Source organism: Bacillus sp. HMA207 (genome assembly GCF_003402455.1).
In the GTDB taxonomy this organism is placed as follows: domain Bacteria; phylum Bacillota; class Bacilli; order Bacillales; family Bacillaceae_G; genus Bacillus_A; species Bacillus_A cereus.
Genome location: NZ_BEZT01000003.1, coordinates 94,534 through 116,955, shown reverse-complemented (window position 1 = coordinate 116,955; position 22,422 = coordinate 94,534). Strand labels below are relative to the sequence as shown.

The window sequence follows — 22,422 nt, the reverse complement described above, 5'->3', positions numbered from 1 at the left end:
TCTGAATATGCAAGTTAATTATGATAAAATTCAAATTGAATACGCTTTCTTGATTTTTCGCTTCAACATACAGCAAGAGAGAGGGAATTTTATGAATAGACGGAACGTAGTGAAAGACTTAAAGCAGTTCGAATTATTTGCTCATTTAACAGAAAAAAAATTGAAAGGCTTAACAGAGTTTGTTTATTGGCGAACTTATAAAAAAGGTCAATTTTTATTTTTAGAAGGGGATTCAAGGGAAAGAATTTACTTCATGTTAGATGGTTTTGTAAAGTTAGAGCGGGTTAATCAAAATGGGAACTTATTATACGATGACTATGTAAAGCGGTATTCTATTTTTCCTTATGGTGGTATGTTTACAGACAGAGGATATAACTATACAGCAGAAGCAATGACGGATGTGGAGGTATATTATATTCCAACGGTAATCTTTGAAGATATGGTAAAGTCCAGCAGAACGCAATTGATGTACGTTGTTCAGCAATTATCATCTATATTAAAATTGAACGAAAATCGAGTGCAAAATATTACAATTCCTAATGCACAAGATCGTGTTATCCAAACGTTAAATTATTTAATGCAGGATTTAGGAGAACAGAGTGGAGAAAAGATTGTAATTTCATGTCCACTTACAACAATTGAAATATCCAAAATATCTGGAACATCTCGAGAGACAGTTAGCAGCGTATTAAAACAATTAAAAAATGATAGCATTGTTACAATTTTAGATAAAAAAATTACAATACATGATCCAACATATTTTGAAGAAATCTCTATGTGAAAATTGTATATTGATTTTTTAATTCATAGTGTATATTAATAAAGTTCTTTATATATTTATAAGGAACTTTTTACGTTATCCTCTATAAAAAGATTGTATAGTATGGTAATAATAGCTAAAATCGATAATAAAATACAAAGTGAAGGGGAGAAAGAATGATTCGTATTGAGTATGATCGATTAGTAGCTATTTGTTACAGTATAGGGGTTTTGTTATTATTAAAAATTCCAAATGATAATGAATTAATTGGGGAAAAACTATTCAATGTCTATAAGATTCCGATACATACGTATGTTTATATGGATTATAAAGTCTCAAATATATTGATTGTTTCTTTCATACTACATGTAATTGCATTTATATTATTTTTAAAATGGCTAGGAAAAAAGGAGTCTAGTACATTTAGAAAAATGAATAAGATAAAAGTAGTAGGTACTAGTATTTTGATTGTAATGATGCCTTTTATTTTAAATACAATCCTCCAGACCTTGAATAAAACATGGTATTATGCAGGAAAAACAGGGATAGAAGCAATAGAATATAAAAAAGAAGATAGCCAGTGTAGAATGGAGAAAAATGGAGGGAATATCCAACCGAAGTGCATTGTTACTTTAAAAAATTATCGTAATCATGCACAAGCATTAAAAGTTGTTTTATATGATAATGCAAACGAGAATTCAAAAAGCTATCCAGTACCGAAACCAGTCTATTTACAAAAACATGAGACAAAGCAATTTGAATTTCAAGTTCCTGTTTCTTATAATAGAGGTATTGAAAAAGATAAAGTACCAAATATTAAATTACATTCATTGCATGAAAATGATACGAAATACAATTAATCTGTAAGTAAAAGTTTATGAGTAGGAGCAAGAATTTGAAACGATATAGAAAATCAACTTGAATCATCCAACATACTGCGAGGTAACGGTATATTGGATGATTTTTTTATGTTATCCCCTTTTTTCACGTATGAAAAGGAGGAATACTTTGTTGGAAATGAAAAACATCATAAGGATCATACATGGTTTTTACTTTACGTAATCTGTGAAAGTTAGAGCCATAATAACTAGTTTGCCAATTTTTAATGTCGATATCGGGCCAGTTCACATAGTCACCTAGTGTATAAGGATCTAAGCTTTCTCGTAAACCTTTAACCCAGCGTATATTTCGATTTTCTTCATCATCGCATTTCCAAGAGGTAATGTATTCTTGAGCAATAATTGCTTTACGATGAAAATAAGCCGTTTCATTCGGCGAAATATTTTCAACAGCACCTATGAGCGATTGATGCCAAATACTAGCATCTTTATTTGGTGCATGAGAAAGAAAGGATTGCATGATTTGAATGCCTTTAAGGGGAATAGGTTTATAGACATAGGAACCAGAGCGCTTGAAATTTTCAGGGATGTTACCTCCATTAAAAAATTCAACAGCCTTTATATAAGGAACTTCTTCTATAAAGAGAGAGGGGCTACCAGTTTCAAGAAGAGGGGATAATAGGGAATGGAGTTCAGAGGGAGAACCGATAAACTCGCCTTGTGCTTCGATTTTATTTCGTTGCTTGGCGAATAATTCGATCGATGAAGTGAGACGTTCATCTATATAAGGTGCCCAGTTTTGCCACGCTTGAAATGCAGCAATAAATTCTTCCCATTTCCATGTAATTGAGAAAATTGATACATTTTTTATCGGGTGGACTCGAAAAGTTAATGAAGTGACAATTCCGAAGTTTCCACCACCGCCACCACGGCATGCCCAAAAAAGGTTAGAGTTCTCTTGTTCATTTGCACGAATGAGTTTTGCACCAAATTTTCCACATGCTTGTACCATTTCCACTTCCATTAATTGATCACATGTTAATCCATATAAGCGCGAAAGCATACCAATACCACCACCAAGTGCTAATCCAACAATTCCAACGCTTGCACTTGTACCAGCAGGAATTGTAACACCGTAATTCCAAAGTTCTTTATAAACAGTGCCAAGATTTGCACCAGCCTCAATTGTTGCTGTTAATTTCTCTGTATTAACAGTAATGCGATGCATTTCACTCACATCAATAATAAGTCCTCTATTTAAAAGAGAAAAATTTTCATAGCTATGACGTCCACTTCTTAACCGAAATGGTATATGACGTTCACGTGCCCATTTTAAGGCGTTACAGACATCCTTGTTATTTTGACAAAAAACAATAATACAAGGGAGTTTTGGAATACTTAAATTTAAATTCATTCGGGCTACGTCGTAGTCAGGATCTGTGGGAACAACGATACGACCTGTTAATTTTGTTTGCTTCAATTTATTACTCCTTTCTAAAATAATCAGAGTTTTTTATTAATATATGAAAAATGTCTGTAATACGCGTGGACAAGGAGAGGTGAAGAATGAGATTTACCTTTGTGAGAAATAAATAAAGCATAAGAATAAAGAATCTACATAGAGTTCAATGAAAACAGTTGCAAACTGTTCATATTTTGTTATGATAGTGTTACGAAAACGTTTGCATAAAATTTCCGATGGGATGCAAAAGGAGAGAATGACTATGAATAAGACATGGTGGAAAGAAGCGGTTGCTTATCAAATTTATCCACGAAGCTTTATGGATTCAAATGGTGATGGTATTGGAGATTTACAAGGTATTATTGCAAAACTGGATTATTTAAAAGATTTAGGTATAGATGTAATTTGGATTTGTCCAATGTATAAGTCGCCTAATGATGATAATGGTTATGATATTAGTGATTATCAAGATATTATGGATGAGTTTGGTACAATGGCAGACTTTGATGCTTTACTAGATGAAGTTCATAAGCGTGATATGAAGCTTATTATTGATTTAGTTATTAATCATACGAGTGATGAACATCCATGGTTTATTGAATCACGTTCATCTAAAGATAATCCGAAGCGTGATTGGTATATTTGGCATGATGGTAAAGATGGTGCGGAGCCAAACAACTGGGAAAGTATTTTTAATGGTTCGGCATGGGAATATGATGAAGAAACAGAACAATATTATTTACATTTATTCTCACGTAAACAACCAGATTTAAACTGGGAGAATAAAGAAGTTCGCGAAGTACTATACGATACGGTTAATTGGTGGCTTGATAAAGGTATTGATGGTTTCCGCGTTGATGCGATCAGTCATATTAAAAAAGAAGAAGGCCTCAAGGATATGCCAAATCCAAAAGGGTTAAAATATGTGCCATCTTTTGATAAACATATGAATGTGAAAGGTATTCAACCTTTATTAGAAGAGCTAAAAGAAAATACATTCTCTAAGTACGATATTATGACTGTTGGTGAAGCAAATGGTGTTAAGATTGAAGATGCTGAGCTTTGGGTTGGAGAAGAGCAAGGTAAGTTCAATATGGTATTCCAATTTGAACATTTAAGTTTATGGGATGCAGAGAAGAAGAAAGACCTTGATGTTGTAGGATTGAAAAAAGTATTAACGAAATGGCAAAAAGGATTAGAAAATAAAGGATGGAACGCTTTATATATTGAGAATCACGATAAACCACGTATCGTTTCAACATGGGGAGATGATAAACAATATTGGCGTGAAAGTGCAACAGCTCTAGGGGCGATGTATTTCTTTATGCACGGTACACCTTTTATTTATCAAGGCCAAGAAATTGGTATGACAAATGTTCAGTTACCAAATATTGAAGATTACGATGATGTAGCAATTAAAAATTTATATCGCGAGAAAATTGCAGAGGGCGTACCACATCAAGATATGATGGAGATTATATGGGCTTCTTGCCGCGATAATTCACGTACACCTATGCAGTGGAATGATGAGATGAATGCTGGTTTCACAACAAGTACACCTTGGTTTAGCATGAATCCAAATTACAAAGAAATTAATGTTGAGAAGCAAAAAAATGAAGAAAAGTCTATTTTCAATTTCTATAAGAAAATGATTGCCCTGAAAAAAGAGCACGATGTACTGAACTATGGCACGTACGATTTACTTTTAGAAGACGATCCACAAATTTATGCATATACACGTACGTTACAGGATGAAAAAGTCATTGTAATTAGTAATATCTCAAAAGAGGAAGCTGTGTATAATGAGGGTTCATTTGCACTAGAACGCAAACGTTTGCTTTTAAATAACTATGAAGTTGCGGAACATGAAGAAGTAACAACAATTGCTTTAAAGCCTTATGAAACAAGGGTTTATCGCATTTCATAATAAAAAAGGATGCTCTTTGAGCATCTTTTTTTATGAAAAAAAATAAATTTCTATTGCAAAGTGAAAACGCTTTTATTAAAATAGATTTATGAAAACGGTTGCGTAAAGATAAAAATAAAGTAACATAAGGAATCGTTTTCATAAAGGGAACAGAAATTATAATTTAAATCACTATGTTTTTATAAATAAAGGGGAGGAAGAACAGATGAAAATTACGTCTTTTGATTTTTGGCAAAAGTTCGGGAAAGCGTTATTAGTTGTTGTAGCCGTAATGCCAGCAGCTGGTTTAATGATTTCCATCGGTAAGTTAATTGGTATGTCTGCTGGGGATGTTAACGCAGTTCATACAATCGCTCGCGTAATGGAAGACATCGGTTGGGCAATCATTACAAATCTACACATCTTATTCGCAGTAGCAATTGGGGGATCTTGGGCGAAAGATCGCGCGGGTGGTGCATTTGCAGCGCTATTAGCATTCGTCTTAACAAACCGAATTACAGGAGCTATATTTGGGGTAAACGCTGAAATGTTAGCGGATTCAAAAGCGAAAGTTTCTTCAGTAATAGCGGGAGATTTAATTGTAAAAGATTACTTTACTTCTGTACTTGGTGCACCTGCATTAAACATGGGAGTGTTCGTAGGGATTATCACAGGTTTCTTAGGAGCTACTTTATATAACAAATATTATAACTATAATAAACTGCCACAGGCATTAGCATTCTTTAATGGAAAACGATTTGTACCATTCGTTGTAATTCTTTGGTCTACAGTTACTGCGATTGTATTATCACTTCTATGGCCATTCATCCAAAGTGGGTTAAATGAATTTGGTCGCTGGATTGCAGCTTCAAAAGATAGTGCACCAGTTGTTGCACCGTTTGTATATGGAACGTTAGAGCGTTTATTATTACCATTTGGTTTACACCATATGTTAACGATTCCGATGAACTATACAGAGCTAGGCGGAACATATACGATGCTAACTGGTTCAAAAGTTGGACAAGTTGTAGCAGGACAAGATCCATTATGGCTTGCATGGATTACAGATTTAAATAATTTATTAGCAAATGGAGATACGAAGGCATATAACGATTTATTAAATAACGTTGTACCAGCTCGTTTCAAAGCTGGACAAGTTATCGGCTCAACAGCAGCGTTAATGGGGATTGCATTTGCGATGTTCCGTAACGTTGATAAAGAAAAGCGTGCAAAATATAAACCAATGTTTTTATCAGCAGCATTAGCAGTATTCTTAACAGGTGTAACAGAACCAATTGAATTCATGTTCATGTTTATTGCTCCAGTATTATATGTTGTATATGCTATTACAACAGGACTTGCATTCGCGCTAGCTGATTTAATTAACTTACGTGTTCATGCATTTGGATTTATTGAGTTAATTACTCGTACGCCAATGATGGTTAACGCAGGTTTAACAAGAGACTTAATCAACTTTGTTATTGTTTCATTAGTGTTCTTCGGTCTTAACTTTACACTATTTAATTTCTTAATTAAAAAATTCAATTTACCAACACCAGGGCGTGCAGGTAACTATATTGATAATGAAGATGAGGCATCAGAAGGAACAGGAAATGTACAAGACGGTTCATTAGCAACAAAAGTTATCGATTTATTAGGTGGAAAAGAAAATATTGCTGACGTAGATGCTTGTATGACACGCTTACGTGTAACAGTAAAAGATTTAGATGTTGTTGCACCAGAAGCACAGTGGAAACAAAATGGTGCTTTAGGGCTTATTGTAAAAGATAAAGGTGTACAAGCGGTATATGGTCCGAAAGCTGACGTATTAAAGTCAGACATTCAAGATATGTTAGGTGCGTAATAATATGAAATTGCTAACTTTAAACTGTCATTCTTGGCAAGAAGAGAATCAAATAGAAAAGATACAATACCTTGCTAAAGTAATTCAAGAAGAAGAGTACGATGTCATCGCATTGCAAGAAGTAAGTCAGTCCATACAAGCTGAAAATGTATGCGGTAACAAGAAAGAAGATAATTTTGGACTTTTACTATTAGAAGAGTTAAAAGCGCTACATGTAAAAGATTACAATATTACTTGGGATTTCTCTCATATTGGTTATGACGTGTATGAAGAAGGATTAGCGATTATAACGAAGCATAATATTATAAAAGAAGATACGTTCTTCATTTCAGAAAACGAGGATACAACGTATTGGAAAACGCGTAAAATTGTAAGTGCAACAATTGCTTATAATGGTAAGGATATAACGTTTTACTCTTGTCATCTCGGTTGGTGGAATGATGAAGAAGAGTCATTCAAAGGTCAAGTCGATCGTTTGATGGAGCGTGTAGATAGCAATAAGCTCGCCTTCTTAATGGGGGATTTTAATAACAATGCTCGATTGAAAGGCGAAGGTTATGAGTATATGATGCAAAAAGGGTTGTATGACACATATGAATTAGCAATAGAGAAGGATGAAGGAACGACTGTCCAAGGCGAGATTGCTGGTTGGGATGAAAATAAACATAATTTGCGAATCGATCTAATATTGTGTAACCAAAGTAAAAAAGTTCATTCTTCAAAAGTTATTTTTAATGGTACAAACAGAAATGTAATTTCAGATCATTTCGGTGTAGAGGTTCAATTAGATATATAATAGAAGAAATCCTCACAGAGAATAAAAGCTGTGAGGATTTTTTTTAGGAATACAAGTATTTCCAAGAGAAAATACTTGTATTTTTTATGACATTTCATATATATTTGTTATTATTGAATGTAAAACCGATTTGGTCATTTTGTATTCATACTTTGACTCACTTCGTTATATAATGAAGTAAGTGAAAGTTAATGGGAAAAAATAGTACGTTTTTGGTTAATACACGATGTAGAAAGTGATATAATTGCAAAATGTATGTATCATTTTCTAAAGAAGGAAAAATATATAATTAGGTGATAACTTCTATGAAACAGATTTGGCGTATTTATAAGACAGATTTACGGAATGTAGCCAAACATTGGGCTGCAATTGTTATTGTTTTAGGATTAATGATTTTACCATCGTTATATGCATGGTTTAACATTAAAGCTTCTTGGGATCCGTATGGAAATACAAAAGAGGTTCCCATTGCAGTTTCTAACCAAGATGCAGGTTCTAATTTAAGAGGGAAAGATATTAATATCGGGAAAGAGATTGTAGACTCCCTTAAGAAAAACAAAAATCTTGGCTGGAAATTTGTAGATGAAAAACAAGCAATTTACGGAGTTGAGCGTGGAGATTATTATGCAAGTATTACGATTCCAAAAGATTTCTCTGAAAAAATTGCAACTGTTCTGGATGAAAATCCTAAAAAACCAGAACTGGATTACTATGTGAATGAAAAAGTAAACGCGATTGCACCGAAGATTACAGCAAAAGGTGCATCAGGTATTACAGAAGAAATTAGTAAAAACTTTGTAAAAACAGCAAACGGTGAGATTTTTAAAATTTTCAATGATCTTGGAATCGATTTAGAAACAAACTTACCAAGTATCGAAAAAGTAAAAGATCTTGTATTTAAGTTAGAAGCGCAGTTCCCAGAAATGAATACACTTATGGATAAGGCGTTAGATGATGCAACTCGAGCAGAAGATGTTGTGAAAGTAGCGCAAAAAGAGTTGCCGGTTGTAGAGAGTGTTATTAATGATGGGCAAGAAGCGTTAGGGAATTTAGATAAGTTCTTTGCAAATAATGATGAAACTTTAAAGAACGCACCTGGAACAATGAGAAACAATTTAACTGTAGCAAAAGATGTAATGGATAAGGCCAATGCTTTTACGAACTTTTTAATGAATCCAGGGATAGACCTTTCTGGTATGAAGGGATTACCGGAGTTCCCAGCACGCCCTGATCTTTCAAAGATGAATGATGAAGGTTATAAAAACATTGCAAGAAACATTAATCAAACAGTTAATAACGTTTTAAACTCAGCACGTGCAGGAACAGCATACGGAAAAAGTGTTGTGAATGGATTGCAAAATGGTCAGTTTGATCCAGAAAAGGCAAAACAAGACCTTAATGCGGTTTCTGAAAATCTTCAAGGGCGTACAGATAGTATTGCATATCTTATTAATGTATTTACTGAACTTCAAAAGTCAGCGACGACTGATTTTGGTCAAAGCTTTTTCCAAGGGCGAGTGGATCGCTTAACTAAGCTAAAAAGCGGTATGGAAAATGCAAACAAGGGTATTAAAGATATTGTAAATGTTATCGGTACAGGACAAGAAGTAAAGAAAGATGTAACAGATGTAGCGAATCAAAAGTTAGATGCAGCAAATGGATTAATTGATCAAGCGGAAAAAGATTATAATGAAACGTTTGTAGCAGATTATAAAAAAGCAGTCAGCACAGTCGATCAAGCTAAAGCTGATGCAAATGAAGCATACGATAGTGTGAAAAATGAATATGAAAAGGCAAAAAATAATTTAGAAGGTGTTATAGCAGACGTAAATAATAGAGGGGTTAATGGATTAGATAGTACAAAAGTGGCTTTAAACGATTTAAATGGTCAACTACAAGCTACTAATAATCTAATTGGTGATGCGATTCCGGTTCTAGAAAGCACAAATAAGGTATTAGCAGATGTAAATAGCGGAAAAAACCTTAATGGCGGAATTGCAAAATTGAACAAAATACAAAATTCTGTTCAAAAAGGTATAGATGCAACGAATAAAGCAACTACACTAATTAATAATGGACAGAAGCCTACAAAAGAGGTTGTAGAAAGCATTAATGAAGCGACTAAAAATGCTTCAGCTCAATTAGGTGATTTCTTAGCAACATATGATTCAGAAATCGTTCCAAACTTTAACACAGCAATTGAACGTACGAAACGTATGTCTAAAAACACATCTCAAATTTTAAAAGAGGCAGACAAAAAGCTTCCAGATGTTAAAAAATTACTAGAAGATTCATCAAAAGGCTTAGTAGACGGGAAAAAGAAATTAGCAGATATTAAAGCTGAAATGCCGGAGACTGAGAAAAAGATTAAAGAATTAGCAGATAAAATTCGTGATTTTGAATCTGAAGAGGATTTAAAAGACATTATACGCTTATTGAAAAATGATGTTGAAAAGCAAAGTGATTACTTTGCGAATCCAGTAAATTTAAAAGAAAATAAATTATTTGCGATGCCGAACTACGGTTCAGCGATGTCACCATTCTATACAGTGCTTGCATTATGGGTAGGCGCATTATTAATGGTTTCATTATTAACGGTAGAAGTACACGAAGAGGGCGCGAATTATAAGAGCCATGAAATTTACTTCGGACGTTTATTAACATTCTTAACGATAGGTCTTTCACAAGCGTTTATCGTATCGATGGGAGATATATTCTTACTCGGTACGTACGTAGTCGATAAGTTCTGGTTTGTGTTATTTAGTTTATTTATTGGTGGAGTCTTCGTTTGTATCGTATACTCACTCGTTTCTATTTTCGGAAACGTTGGGAAATCGATGGCGATCATTTTACTTGTACTACAAGTAGCAGGATCGGGCGGAACATTCCCAATCCAAATGACACCAGCGTTCTTCCAAGCGATTTATCCGTTCTTACCATTCACATACGCAATTAGCGCAATTCGTGAAACAGTTGGCGGAATGCTTTGGGATATCGTAACGCGAGATTTACTTGTGTTAAGTGCTTTCGTAGTAGTTATGATTGTTGCTGCGTTATTACTGAAAACACCAATTAACAAATCAAGTGAAAAATTTGTTGAGAATGCAAAAGGAAGTAAAATCATTCACTAAAATAAAAGGTTCCTACCGATAGAGGTAGGAACCTTTTTGTTTAATCAAATTTTAATTTTTTTAATGCTTCTGCGAACGGGTTGTTTAATGGTTCTTCTTCTTTTTTCTGTTGTTTCATATATTTTTGAACGTCGCGCTTATCAGCTTTGTTTCCAGATTCTTTTTTACGTCTTTCTTGGAATGTTGATAATTTCTCGCGATAGCCACATTTACATGCAAAGATTTGTCCTGCACCCTCACCACGTAATTCTAGTTTCTTCTTACATTGCGGACAGCGAGCGTTTGTTGTACGAGATACATTTTTACGATGACCACATTCACGATCTTGGCATACGAGCATTTTTCCCTTTTTGCCGTTTACTTCTAGCATTGGTTTACCGCAATCTGGACAAGACTTCGTTGAAATGTTGTCATGTTTATATTTTTTATCGCTTGATTTAATTTCAGAAACGATTTCTTTCGTATAGTTCTTCATTTCAGAAATGAATACTTCTTTTTTCAATTTACCTTTTGCGATAGCCTCAAGTTTTTGTTCCCATTCACCAGTTAGTGTAGGAGATTTTAATTCTTCTGGTACTAAATCAAGTAACTGGCGACCTTTTGAAGTAATGTGAATATCTTTACCGCGTTTTTCAATTAAGAATGAATTGAATAGCTTGTCGATAATGTCTGCACGTGTCGCTACAGTACCTAATCCACCAGTCGATTTTAACGTATCAGCAAGTTGTTTATTTTGCGTATCCATATATTTTGTAGGATTCTCCATTGCTGAAAGTAAAGTCGCTTCGTTAAATCGTGCAGGTGCTTTTGTTTGACCTGATGTTTGCATAATTAACTTTACAGCTAATGTATCGCCTTTCTCAATGTGAGGTAGAAGTTGCTCTTTTACGTCATCAGTTACATCATCATCTTCAAAGCGATTTTCATATACTTCTTTCCAACCGGCATGTAGAATTGTTTTTCCGCGCGCAATGAACGTTTCATTGCCAACCTTTGTGCGTAACGTTAGTTGCTCATATTCGAATGCCGGGAATAACACAGCTAAGAAACGTTTTACAACTAAATCATAAATTTTGCGTTCTTTATCTGTGAATGCTGAGAAGTTAACGTATCCTTCTGTTGGAATAATCGCATGATGATCGCTTACTTTACTATCATCAACAAATGATTTGTTAGGTTTGATAGGCTTTTGTAATACTTTATGTGCGAAGGGACGGTATTCTCCAACACCACATGCTTTTAGACGTTCTGGAAGTGTTCCAACGATATCAGATGAAATGTAGCGTGAATCTGTACGAGGGTACGTTAGTACTTTATGCTGTTCATACAATTTTTGCATAATATTTAATGTTTCTTTCGCAGAGTAACCGAACTTTTTATTCGCATCACGTTGCAATTCAGTTAAATCGTAAAGACCAGGAGAGAATGACTTCTTCTGTTTCTTATCAATTTCCACAACAGTAGCATTTTGTTTATCTAAACTTTTTACAATACCATCGATTTTTTCTTTATTAAAACTACGGCTATTGCCATTTGCATCTTGCCAAGTAAGTTTGAGCTTCTCCATTGTTTGAGCTTCGATGCCGTAGTAAGTTTGTGCTTTGAAGTTCTTTATTTCATCCTCACGACTAGCAATCATAGCAACAGTAGGGGTTTGTACACGGCCGCAATTTAACTGGGCATTAAAGCGAGTCGTTAAAGCACGAGTTGCATTAAGACCGATATACCAGTCAGCTTCTGAACGCGCAACTGCTGAAGCGTATAAATTGTCATAGGCTTTACCTGGTTTTAAATTTGCAAAACCATCTTTAATTGCTTTATCGGTTACAGAAGAAATCCATAAACGTTTGATTGGTTTATTTAGCTTAACTTTATCGATAATCCAGCGCGCGACTAATTCCCCTTCACGTCCAGCGTCTGTTGCTACAATAATTTCATTTACATCTTTTCTAAGTAGCTGACTTTTTACAGCATTAAATTGTTTACCAGTTTGTTTAATAACCGTTAATTTCAAACGCTCAGGTAGCATCGGTAAATCTTCTAAATTCCACTTTTTATATTTCACATCATAACTTTCTGGATCTGCTAATGTAACGAGATGACCTAAAGCCCAAGTTACAATATATTTATTACCCTCAAGATAGCCGTTTCCTTTTTTATCACACTTCAGTACACGAGCAATATCTCGTGCAACGGAAGGTTTTTCAGCGATTACAACGCTTTTTGACATATTAAAAACATCCTTTCAAATTTCCATACGTTAACTATAGCATACATCTTCTTGAGATTCAGTTTCGCTCCATATTTGATCGGTTTTTAATGGAGGGAACAAAATCCCAACTAATTAAAGTTTCACTTTATCAGTTGCTTCTATATTAAATAGAAAAAGTAAAGAACTTGTTATTTTACTAGAATAAGAGTAGACTTTGAAGTAGATGAATAAGAAACACATGGGAGTTTGTGGATACAAACTGAGAGTATGGCTACTAGTCCGTCATTGACCATTTGAACCTGTTGGATAATGCCAGCGTAGGGAGAGTGTAAAAGCACATATTCAGGCACTTTGCGTACGCGCAAAGTGTCTTTTTGTGTATCTCCCATCATTATAGTTAGGAGATGAAAAGGATGAATATGAAAGAACTTAGTAAAGTAGTGGATTTGGTGAGAGAATCTAATCCGCTTGTTCATAATATTACAAATGTTGTTGTAACAAATTTTACTGCTAACGGTTTGTTGGCACTTGGGGCATCGCCTGTAATGGCGTATGCAAAAGAAGAAGTAGCAGAAATGGCTAGCATTGCTGGAGCGTTAGTATTAAATATGGGGACACTTCGTCCTGAAGAAGTAGAAGCGATGTTACTCGCGGGTAAATCAGCAAATGCGAACAATGTGCCAGTACTATTTGATCCAGTTGGTGCAGGAGCAACTTCGTATCGAACAGAAGTTGCGAGACATATTCCGGCTGAAATTGAGTTAGCAATTATCCGCGGAAATGCAGCTGAAATAGCAAATGTTATTAATGAGAAATGGGAAATTAAAGGGGTAGACGCTGGTACTGGAAATGGCAATGTTGTAAGTATTGCAAGGCAGGCAGCGGATGAACTAAATACAGTTGCGGTCATTACTGGAAAAGAAGATGTTGTTACAGATGGAGAGAGAACTATTGTTATTCGAAACGGTCACCCTATTTTAACGAAAGTTACGGGAACAGGTTGTTTACTAACGTCTGTAATAGGAGCATTTGTAGCAGTGGAAAAAGATTATGTAAAAGCAGCAGTAGCAGCATTAACGTTTTATGGTGTAGCTTCGGAACTGGCAGCTGCTAAGACCGTGGAAAAGGGACCTGGTAGTTTCCAAATTGAATTTTTAAATCAGTTAGCGAATACTACTGCTGGTGATATTGAGAAGTATGGAAAGATTGAGGAGTTAGAGTAAGGGGGATGAAACACATGATGCGCATTGAAACAAAGAAGATGTCTAAGTTATTACAAGTGTATTTTATTATGGGAAGTAATAACTGCACGAGGGATCCTTTAGCTGTATTGAAAGAAGCATTAGATGGTGGAGTGACACTTTTTCAGTTTCGCGAGAAGGGGGAAGGTTCTTTAATCGGAGGAGATAGAGTGCGCTTTGCAAAAGAATTGCAGACGCTTTGTAAGGAATATAGTGTTCCTTTCATTGTAAATGATGATGTAGAATTAGCCATTGAATTAGATGCAGATGGTGTTCATGTAGGGCAAGATGATGAAGGAATTACATCGGTTCGTGAAAAAATGGGAGATAAAATTATCGGTGTATCTGCTCATACAATTGAAGAAGCACGCTTTGCAATCGAAAACGGAGCAGATTATTTAGGCGTTGGACCTATTTTCCCAACGAGTACGAAAAAAGATACGAAAGCGGTTCAAGGAACGAAAGGATTAGCTTATTTTAGAGAACAAGGAATTACAGTGCCAATCGTTGGTATTGGTGGGATTACAATTGAAAATACAGCGGCAGTTATAGAAGCGGGTGCGGACGGTGTTTCAGTTATTTCAGCAATTAGTTTAGCTGAATCTACGTATGAAAGTACGAGAAAATTAGCTGAAGAAGTAAAGCGAAGTTTGTAGAAAAGGACATGTAGTATTTTAAGTGCTACATCGAGAAGTAGACTGCCCAAAAAATTTAAACAAAAGTTTGATTAAAAAAGCACAAACCTTTTTAAATAAAGGTTTGTGCTTTTTCTTTAAAACATAATTGAAATTAAGAGCATTCCAATTCCGATAGAAGTAAATGTTGCAATTAAGCCTGGAATCATAAAGCTATGATTTAATACGTATTTACCAATACCTGTTGTACCGGTACGGTCAAAGTTAATGGCAGCAACGATTGTTCCATAGTTCGGAATGAAGAAATATCCATTTACTGCAGGGAACATCGCAATCAGTAGCGCTGGTGGAATGCCAAGAGATAGTCCAAGTGGCATTAAGGCACGAACTGTTGCTGCTTGGCTGTACAGTAAAATAGATAGAATGAATAGTGCGATGGCAAATAGCCAAGGCGCACTTGTTACTAAATGCTGAATGGATCCTTGAATCATATTTAAGTTTCCATTAAAGAAAGTATCTCCCATCCAAGCGATACCGAAAATTGCAACAACTGCTGTTGCTCCTGCTTTAAAGACGTTACCAGATACAATGCTTTCTACATTTGGTTTACAGAAAATAATAATAAGAGCCGCGATAGTTAACATAACCATCTCAATTGTATTCGGCATGGAAAGGCGGGCTAACTTCCCATCAACTATCCATCCTGGACGAAGTGCTTCAAATGAACCAAGAAGTACAACAAGGAAGGTTCCTACAAGGAAAAGGATAACTGATAATTTTGCGCCCTTTACACCTACAAATTCTTTTTTCTCTTCAAGCTTAGGAATCATTCCTTCTTTTAATCGTTTTAAGTATTCAGGGTCTTCATTTAATTCTTTTCCCATCTTACTAGCAACAAATGCAGCTATCATACAAGCGATGAAAGTAGAAGGGATACTTACTTTTAAAATATCTAATAAGGTGATTTTATAGTCAGCTAACATTGCTAAAAGTGCAACTGTTGCAGCTGATATAGGACTAGCTGTAATTGCTTGTTGGGAAGCAATTACGGCAATTGACATTGGTCGTTCTGGTCTAATTCCGGATTCGCGAGAGACTTCAGCGATAACAGGAAGTACAGAATAAGCAACGTGACCAGTTCCTGCACAAAGTGTAAATAAATAAGTAACAATTGGAGCAAAGAATGTAATGCGTTTTGGATTTTTTCGCAATGCTTTTTCAGCTAGATGAACAAGATAGTCCATTCCTCCAGCAGCTTGCAAAGCACCAGCAGCTGTAATTACTGCCAAAATCATAAGCATTACATCGATAGGAGGCGCGGTTGGTTGTAGGTGGAAGACAAAAACGAGTATTGCCATACCAACTCCACCCATTACTCCTAAACCAACTCCGCCTAGGCGTGCACCAATAAAAATACAGAGTAACAAGGTAAGAAATTGTAGCCAAAACATGATAAACTACCTCCGAAATTCATTAGTTAAGATATATTCGAATAGTTTAATTTGAATGAAAATTAAATAAATACCCGAAGAAATCCTTGTTATTTATACATTTTTTATTATATAACACAAAAAAAGTAACATTCACGTACTTTTTGAAATTATTTTGAAAAAGCAATGCATTAAAAATTTGTATTTATATCTCTAAATAAGTAGACATTTTGATTTATATGTTGTAATCTTTGAAAGAGAATAAATTAATTCTCATAGAACTCCCATATCGTTCAACTCGTTCAGCGAGAAAGGCAAACTGATGGAAACATGAGGACGCAAAACTACAGGAGCTAAGGTCGAAAGGCTACGCTAGCCAGTTACCGGACGGATAGGGTTGGTCTTGGCCAATGCTTTTACATTGGCTTTTTTTTATTCTCGAACATATTGAGAAACATTTTCAAACAAAATATCCATATATTTTGTTTTTTTGTTTGTGTTGATTAAGGAAGGTGGATATTAATGAAAAAATATTGGCATAAGTTATCGTTCCTTCAAAAGAACGTCTTATTAACCGTATTAGTTATTTTGACACTTGTTGGAAGTATGGGTGCATTAAGTTTCAATATGTTTCAAAATAGTATGATGTCTTTATTTGAAAGGCAGTCTATTGAAACAGGAGAAATAGTATTGAAAAAACTGGATGTAGAATTAGTTAGAGACATGGCGAAAGATCCTACAGCCGAAAAAGTGAAAAAAGAAAAGTTAACAGAGAAATTAGATGAAGTGTCAAAAGAATTGAAAAGCGTTGGACAAACGTATGTTACAGGAGCAAAGCCGAATGAAAAGCGAGAATTACAACTCGTTGGTTTGACTACAGAGTTAACAAATGCGTTTCCTATAAAGCCGGGGGATTATTATGAACAACCCGCTCATTGGATGAAGGCATACGATAAAGTGATTGATACGAAAAAGGCTCAAATGACAGAAGTATATGAAGATGAAATAGGTTCGTGGGTGACAATATTAGAACCAATTACAGATGGAGAAAACAATATTGTTGCAATTATTGCGGCTGACTTAGATGCTTCCATTGTTCCTATTACAAAAGAGAAGTTTATGATACAGGGCTTACTCTTTATCATTATTTCATTAGCAATTGCGACTATTACTCAATTCTTTATCGTGCGTCACTCGTTAGCTCCATTAAAAGATTTACGAGAAGGGTTACGTAAAATTGGTGAAGGTGACTTAAGTATTAAATTAAAAGAAAGACCAGATGATATTGGAATTATTAATGTTTATTTCAATAACACGATTGAAAAATTTAAAGGGATTATAGATAAAGTAAGGCAAACTGCTGAGCAAGTTTCTTCTTCTTCACAAGAATTGTCGGCGAGTACAGAGGAAAATAGCATGGCAGTTCAAGAGATTGCAAGTTCTATTGAAGGTTTAAGAGTAGGGGCACAGTCTCAAAAAACTTCAGTACAACAATGTTTAGGAATTGTACATGGAATGGAAGATAAGGTAGAAGAAATAACTGGGGCTGCAAAACAAGTTGCGGTTGCTTCTGAAGGTATGGAACAACATTCAATTGAAGGTAATGAAGTGATTGGACAAATTATTAATCAAATGAGTTTAATCCAAAATGCAGTACAAGATTTATCTTCCATCATTTATTCGTTAGAAACAAGGTCAAAAGAAATTAGTGATATCGTAACTGTAATTACAGGTATTTCAAATCAAACAAATTTATTAGCTTTAAATGCTTCTATTGAGGCTTCACGTGCTGGAGCAGCTGGAAGAGGGTTTGCAGTTGTTGCTGATGAAGTACGAAAATTAGCAGAACAAACGGAAGCGTCTGCTAAAGATATAGCGAAATTAATTGGTGAAACACAAGCTGAGACAGAAGATGCTGTAGTTTCCATGCAAAAAGGTTCAAGAGAAGTAGAAACTGGAATTTCGCTTGTTCAAAGTAGCGGTGATTTCTTTGAAAAAATCTCAAAATCAGCGCAATCTGTTACAGATCAAGTAAAAGCTGTTTCTGGTAATTCGAGTGATATTTTACAAAATAGCCAGAATATCGTTCAAGTCGTAAATGAATTATCACATATTGCAAATACTTATGCCAACAGCAGTAGTAATGTTGAAGAAAGCATGAAAGAGCAAGAAATATCAGTACAAGATATTGCAGAATTAGCGACTTCTTTAAGTTGGCTTTCTCAGGAATTACAAGAGCTTATTGGTGAGTTTAAAAGCGAATAAGGAGAAAGTTCAATTCTAATCAAGGGGGTATCTCCGCTACTGATTATGAATTGAACGAATCTGCCCTTTAATAAGGGATGAAAAAGGTGTGAATTTTCACACCTTTATTATATTTAAGAGAGGAATTTACATAAATATGAAATTAGCAATTTCTTATAATGAGATGGTAAAAGAATTTTTAGGAAAAGTAGAAGGAAGTATTAAAATACCTAAAGATGTGCAAGGAACAGAACTTAGGATAAAAAGGAAAACGGAACTGTTTTCAAATTTGACTCACATTGTAGATTTAATAGGAGCGACTGCAACGTGGTTATATCATATTTCTAAAGAAAAACATATTGTTGTGCTTTATCATGTAAGAGGAAGTTTATTTCCGATTACTATTGAAGTTTCTAATTTTCTCTCCTATGAAAGTTTAAATTTACAAATTGAAGAGCAACTGGAGCAAATTAAAGAAATGAATGAGGAAGAAATAGAAGAGTTTCAAAACGGTAATACGTTATATGAAATGTCACCTATTATTATTGGTGAAACATATTATGAGCTACAAGACACGAATACATTACAATTTGTATTTAGTAAAAATATGCAAAGTGTAGAAATAATATTTAATAGTGTTAATTGGAAAGAGACAACGATTACTCGTTATGCACAACAAATACAAGGTGTTTTAATTAATAAATCACAAAATAAGAATAATCATATAAATGATTTTAATATTATTACAGAGGCCGAGATGGCACTTTATAGTCAAGTGAATGATACGACAGCAGTATATCCTGAGAAAAGTATCGTCGATATGTTCTATAATACTGTTACTCAATTTCCAAATCGTATAGCTTTATCTTCAAGGGAAGGTACTTTAACTTATGAGGAGCTAAATAAAAAAAGTAATCAAATAGCTCGTATGTTAATTAAAAACGGCGTCCAGTTAGGAGACTATGTTGGAATATTTATGAAACGTAGCATAGACACAGTAGTAAGTATGGTAGCTATATTAAAAGCTGGTGCAGCGTATGTTCCGATTGATCCAGATTATCCGGAAAGTAGAATACAGTACATTATTCAAGATAGCCAAGCGAAAGTTATATTGATGAAAGAGACGCCTATAACATGTGATGGGGTTCAAACAGTTTCAATGTATGATAGTGAAACTTATGAAGATACAGATGTAAAGTTGTCTATTCATTGTGATGATGTAGCTTATATGATTTATACATCTGGTTCAACAGGGAATCCAAAGGGAACAATGTTAGCACATAGAGGCGTTGTTAATCTGTATACTTGGATGAAAAAGCAATATGAATTGACAGAAGAGGATGTATTTGCCCAATTTCCTTCCTTTAGTTTCGATGCTTCTGTATGGGAGTCATTTGCTTCTTTATTCTGTGGAGGAAACTTATATGTACTATTAGAGGAAGAGCGATTGTCTGTAGAAGCATTTGCAAATGCAATCTATAAAGTGAAAGCAACTTCAATCTTGGCATTAGCAACAATTTTTGTTCGACAAGTAGCAACTTATTTAGCAGAAGAAGATATATATAAGCTAGCTTCCCTAAAAAGAATTGCGATTGGCGGTGAAATGTTGCCTGTAGAGGTTATTAAATTGTGGAGAGAAAGAATAGGTACAAATGTTGAAATTTATAATGTATACGGACCGACAGAATGTACTGTAGTGACGACAACCTATAAAATACCTAGTCAGTTAAATGAGGATGTTGCGAGTATTCCCATTGGTAAACCATGTGCTAATTACCAAGTTATGATTTTGGATGAGAATATGAATCTTTGTCCAATTGGTGTACCTGGTGAATTATATATAGATTCAGTGGGATTAGCAAAAGGGTATTTTAATAAGCCTAATAAAACAATTGAAGCTTTTATTCCGAACCCTTTTAATCCTATAGTTAATATATACAAAACAGGTGATATCGTTAAGTTGCTAGAGGATGGAAATATAGAGTTTTTACATCGGAAAGATGATCAAGTAAAAATTAGAGGACATCGTATTGAACTAGGAGAAATCCAAAGTAAAATTTCTCAAAATCATAATATAAAAGAAAATGCTGTGTTTGCTAAGAAGAGTAAGGAAGGTAGCCAATATTTAATCGCGTTCTATACAACTTTAAATAAAAAAGAAATACCAGAATTAGTTTATCAGTTACAAGAGCAATTACCAGATTATATGGTGCCATCTAAACTAATTTATATTAATGAATTACCACTTACACCTAATAAAAAGATTGATGTTAAGAAGTTAGCTCAGTTAGAAGAAAAGTATGAACCGGTTCGACTACAAGAATATGTTGCACCTTCTAATAAAGCAGAAAAACAAATAGCGAACGCCTGGGCGGAAGTATTAGGAATTTCAAAAGTTGGAGTGCATGATGATTTCTTTACAATTGGTGGACATTCATTAAAAGTATTACGAGTCTTAACATTGTTAAAAGAAGATTTCTCACATTTAACAATTCAAGATTTCTTTAAAGAAAGAACGATATATGGATTAGCTCGAATTGAGCGAGAAGTAAAAGTAGAGAAAGAAGAAGTATTTCGTGAATATAAAGTGATTCACGAACCAGATACTATCACGTATGCAAACGTTTTGGAAGAAAACCAGATTTCAAATGTCTTTTTAACAGGAGCTACTGGTTATTTAGGATCACACATATTATATGAATTGTTGAGAGATACATCTGCTACTATTTATTGTTTAGTAAGACCAACTAAAGATGTGCAGCAAAGAATTATAGATACATTAACAGGCTACTTTAATGATGTATGTGAAGAATGGTTACAGCGTATACAGGCCGTAGCCGGTGATCTGGGAGAAGAGTATCTTGGGATGAGCGAAGAAGAATTTATGTTCATCAGTTCTAAGATGGATACGATAATTCATTGCGGTGCAGATGTAAGACATTTTGGGGATGTAAAACAATTTGAAAATATAAATGTCCAAGGAACTAGCCGTATGCTAGCATTAGCGGAGAAAGGTGCTACATTCCATTTTATTTCTACAATTGGTATCCCGTTAGAATTAGCGGTAGATCAATGGGATACATACATGAAAACTGGTGATTTTAATTACAGTGTAGACTTAGAGAATGTATATTCAAATAGTAAACTACAAGCGGAAAACATTGTTCGTGAAGCAATGAAAAATGGTTTGCGCGGAAATATTTATCGTGCAGGTAATTTAGCATGTCATTCAGAAACAGGTTCGTTCCAACAAAATATTGAAGGAAACGCATTTTATCGTCTTATTAAAACAATGCTATTAATTGGGAAAGCACCAAATGTGAAGTGGAAAGTTGATTTCACACCAATTGATTTTGCTAGTAAATCAATTGTATCGTATTTGCAAGATTCGCAAATTATAGGAGAGACGTTACATATTTGTCATCCACATCAAATTGAGTTTGAACAATTTATACAGCTAATTGGAGAGTGTGGATACAATCTTGAAATGGTTCCACTTTCAGAATATGTAAATACCGGACTTGCATTAGCGAAGGGAAATGAAGTAATAGCAGAGTTAATTGCTTCTCAAGTTGCAGGAGATGGAGCGCAGCAATCTGAAATTGTAATGGGTACGCGTAGAACGAATAAATGGATTAAGAAAAAAGAATTGATAGTACCAGCAATTAATAAAGAATTTATTCAGCAGTTATTAGCTCATGGTGAAAAAGTTGGTTATTTTCCAAAAATAATGAAATGATTATGCATGCTTTTGTTTGTTCAATAAAATAAATCATGCTACAATGAAAACGAATTAAGGACCGGGGAGCCAATTGGCTGAGAGGATGTAAGTAAACATCGACCCTCAACCTGATCTGGATAATGCCAGCGTAGGGAGTTACTTAAAGTGATGTAGCATATGT

The 22,422-nt window shown here is 34.6% G+C and carries 13 protein-coding genes and 3 riboswitches; of the genes, 10 read left to right on the top strand and 3 right to left on the bottom strand.

The window, feature by feature from the left end; all coding sequences use genetic code 11:
• Positions 1 to 91: 91 nt before the first annotated feature.
• The gene (locus HMAS_RS24115; protein ID WP_001081905.1) at positions 92 to 781 is read left to right on the top strand and encodes a Crp/Fnr family transcriptional regulator; all 690 of its coding nucleotides are present in this window, start codon (positions 92 to 94) and stop codon (positions 779 to 781) included.
• Positions 782 to 936: 155 nt separating this feature from the next.
• Positions 937 to 1,620, top strand: coding sequence for a hypothetical protein (locus tag HMAS_RS24110; RefSeq protein WP_044307357.1), 684 nt, complete (start codon positions 937 to 939; stop codon positions 1,618 to 1,620).
• Between the two features lie 124 nt (positions 1,621 to 1,744).
• Here the strand turns inward: HMAS_RS24110 and HMAS_RS24105 are convergent, their stop codons facing one another.
• Positions 1,745 to 3,079: an FAD-dependent oxidoreductase gene (locus HMAS_RS24105; RefSeq protein WP_025710036.1), complete on the bottom strand. Its 1,335-nt coding sequence runs from the start codon at positions 3,077 to 3,079 to the stop codon at positions 1,745 to 1,747.
• Between the two features lie 244 nt (positions 3,080 to 3,323).
• Here HMAS_RS24105 and HMAS_RS24100 point away from each other — a divergent pair, with 244 nt between their 5' ends.
• The 4 genes from HMAS_RS24100 (at position 3,324) to HMAS_RS24085 (ending at position 10,758) form a co-directional block, all read left to right on the top strand.
• Entirely contained in the window at positions 3,324 to 4,988 is a 1,665-nt protein-coding gene (locus HMAS_RS24100) for a glycoside hydrolase family 13 protein (protein WP_001044710.1), read from the top strand.
• A 205-nt stretch (positions 4,989 to 5,193) separates the two neighbouring features.
• Positions 5,194 to 6,831, top strand: coding sequence for a PTS transporter subunit IIBC (locus HMAS_RS24095; RefSeq protein WP_000705560.1), 1,638 nt, complete (start codon positions 5,194 to 5,196; stop codon positions 6,829 to 6,831).
• A gap of 4 nt (positions 6,832 to 6,835) precedes the next feature.
• Positions 6,836 to 7,627 carry an endonuclease/exonuclease/phosphatase family protein gene (locus tag HMAS_RS24090; RefSeq protein ID WP_000771986.1) on the top strand — a complete coding sequence of 264 codons (792 nt, stop codon included), beginning with the start codon at positions 6,836 to 6,838 and terminating at the stop codon, positions 7,625 to 7,627.
• Positions 7,628 to 7,932: 305 nt separating this feature from the next.
• Positions 7,933 to 10,758: a YhgE/Pip domain-containing protein gene (locus HMAS_RS24085; RefSeq protein ID WP_044307356.1), complete on the top strand. Its 2,826-nt coding sequence runs from the start codon at positions 7,933 to 7,935 to the stop codon at positions 10,756 to 10,758.
• Positions 10,759 to 10,798: 40 nt separating this feature from the next.
• Here the strand turns inward: HMAS_RS24085 and topB are convergent, their stop codons facing one another.
• On the bottom strand, positions 10,799 to 12,988 hold the full coding sequence (topB, locus tag HMAS_RS24080; protein WP_044307355.1) for a DNA topoisomerase III: 2,190 nt from the start codon (positions 12,986 to 12,988) through the stop codon (positions 10,799 to 10,801).
• A 210-nt stretch (positions 12,989 to 13,198) separates the two neighbouring features.
• Positions 13,199 to 13,311, top strand: a riboswitch (TPP riboswitch).
• Positions 13,312 to 13,383: 72 nt separating this feature from the next.
• Between topB and thiM the strand changes: the two genes are divergently transcribed.
• Positions 13,384 to 14,193 (top strand): hydroxyethylthiazole kinase, encoded by an 810-nt coding sequence (gene thiM, locus HMAS_RS24075; RefSeq protein WP_044307354.1) that lies wholly within the window; start codon positions 13,384 to 13,386, stop codon positions 14,191 to 14,193.
• Positions 14,194 to 14,207: 14 nt separating this feature from the next.
• On the top strand, positions 14,208 to 14,867 hold the full coding sequence (gene thiE, locus HMAS_RS24070) for a thiamine phosphate synthase (RefSeq protein WP_006916691.1): 660 nt from the start codon (positions 14,208 to 14,210) through the stop codon (positions 14,865 to 14,867).
• A 116-nt stretch (positions 14,868 to 14,983) separates the two neighbouring features.
• Here the strand turns inward: thiE and HMAS_RS24065 are convergent, their stop codons facing one another.
• Positions 14,984 to 16,297: an anaerobic C4-dicarboxylate transporter family protein gene (locus tag HMAS_RS24065; RefSeq protein WP_025710029.1), complete on the bottom strand. Its 1,314-nt coding sequence runs from the start codon at positions 16,295 to 16,297 to the stop codon at positions 14,984 to 14,986.
• Between the two features lie 282 nt (positions 16,298 to 16,579).
• Positions 16,580 to 16,664, top strand: a riboswitch (cyclic di-GMP riboswitch).
• A 134-nt stretch (positions 16,665 to 16,798) separates the two neighbouring features.
• Between HMAS_RS24065 and HMAS_RS24060 the strand changes: the two genes are divergently transcribed.
• Complete coding sequence (locus HMAS_RS24060; RefSeq protein ID WP_000761083.1) at positions 16,799 to 18,541, top strand: methyl-accepting chemotaxis protein; 1,743 nt, start codon at positions 16,799 to 16,801, stop codon at positions 18,539 to 18,541.
• Between the two features lie 136 nt (positions 18,542 to 18,677).
• Complete coding sequence (locus tag HMAS_RS24055) at positions 18,678 to 22,259, top strand: non-ribosomal peptide synthetase (RefSeq protein WP_044307353.1); 3,582 nt, start codon at positions 18,678 to 18,680, stop codon at positions 22,257 to 22,259.
• 52 nt (positions 22,260 to 22,311) lie between these two features.
• Positions 22,312 to 22,413, top strand: a riboswitch (TPP riboswitch).
• Positions 22,414 to 22,422: the final 9 nt, after the last annotated feature.

Excerpts from the sequence above, each read along its gene's own strand:
- HMAS_RS24085 (WP_044307356.1), top strand. The coding sequence starts at position 7,933 with ATGAAACAGATTTGGCGTATTTATAAGACAGATTTACGGAATGTAGCC.
- topB (WP_044307355.1), bottom strand. The coding sequence starts at position 12,988 with ATGTCAAAAAGCGTTGTAATCGCTGAAAAACCTTCCGTTGCACGAGAT.
- thiE (WP_006916691.1), top strand. The coding sequence starts at position 14,208 with ATGATGCGCATTGAAACAAAGAAGATGTCTAAGTTATTACAAGTGTAT.
- HMAS_RS24055 (WP_044307353.1), top strand. The coding sequence starts at position 18,678 with ATGAAATTAGCAATTTCTTATAATGAGATGGTAAAAGAATTTTTAGGA.
- HMAS_RS24060 (WP_000761083.1), top strand. The coding sequence starts at position 16,799 with ATGAAAAAATATTGGCATAAGTTATCGTTCCTTCAAAAGAACGTCTTA.
- HMAS_RS24095 (WP_000705560.1), top strand. The coding sequence starts at position 5,194 with ATGAAAATTACGTCTTTTGATTTTTGGCAAAAGTTCGGGAAAGCGTTA.
- HMAS_RS24110 (WP_044307357.1), top strand. The coding sequence starts at position 937 with ATGATTCGTATTGAGTATGATCGATTAGTAGCTATTTGTTACAGTATA.
- HMAS_RS24090 (WP_000771986.1), top strand. The coding sequence starts at position 6,836 with ATGAAATTGCTAACTTTAAACTGTCATTCTTGGCAAGAAGAGAATCAA.
- thiM (WP_044307354.1), top strand. The coding sequence starts at position 13,384 with ATGAATATGAAAGAACTTAGTAAAGTAGTGGATTTGGTGAGAGAATCT.
- HMAS_RS24115 (WP_001081905.1), top strand. The coding sequence starts at position 92 with ATGAATAGACGGAACGTAGTGAAAGACTTAAAGCAGTTCGAATTATTT.
- HMAS_RS24065 (WP_025710029.1), bottom strand. The coding sequence starts at position 16,297 with ATGTTTTGGCTACAATTTCTTACCTTGTTACTCTGTATTTTTATTGGT.
- HMAS_RS24100 (WP_001044710.1), top strand. The coding sequence starts at position 3,324 with ATGAATAAGACATGGTGGAAAGAAGCGGTTGCTTATCAAATTTATCCA.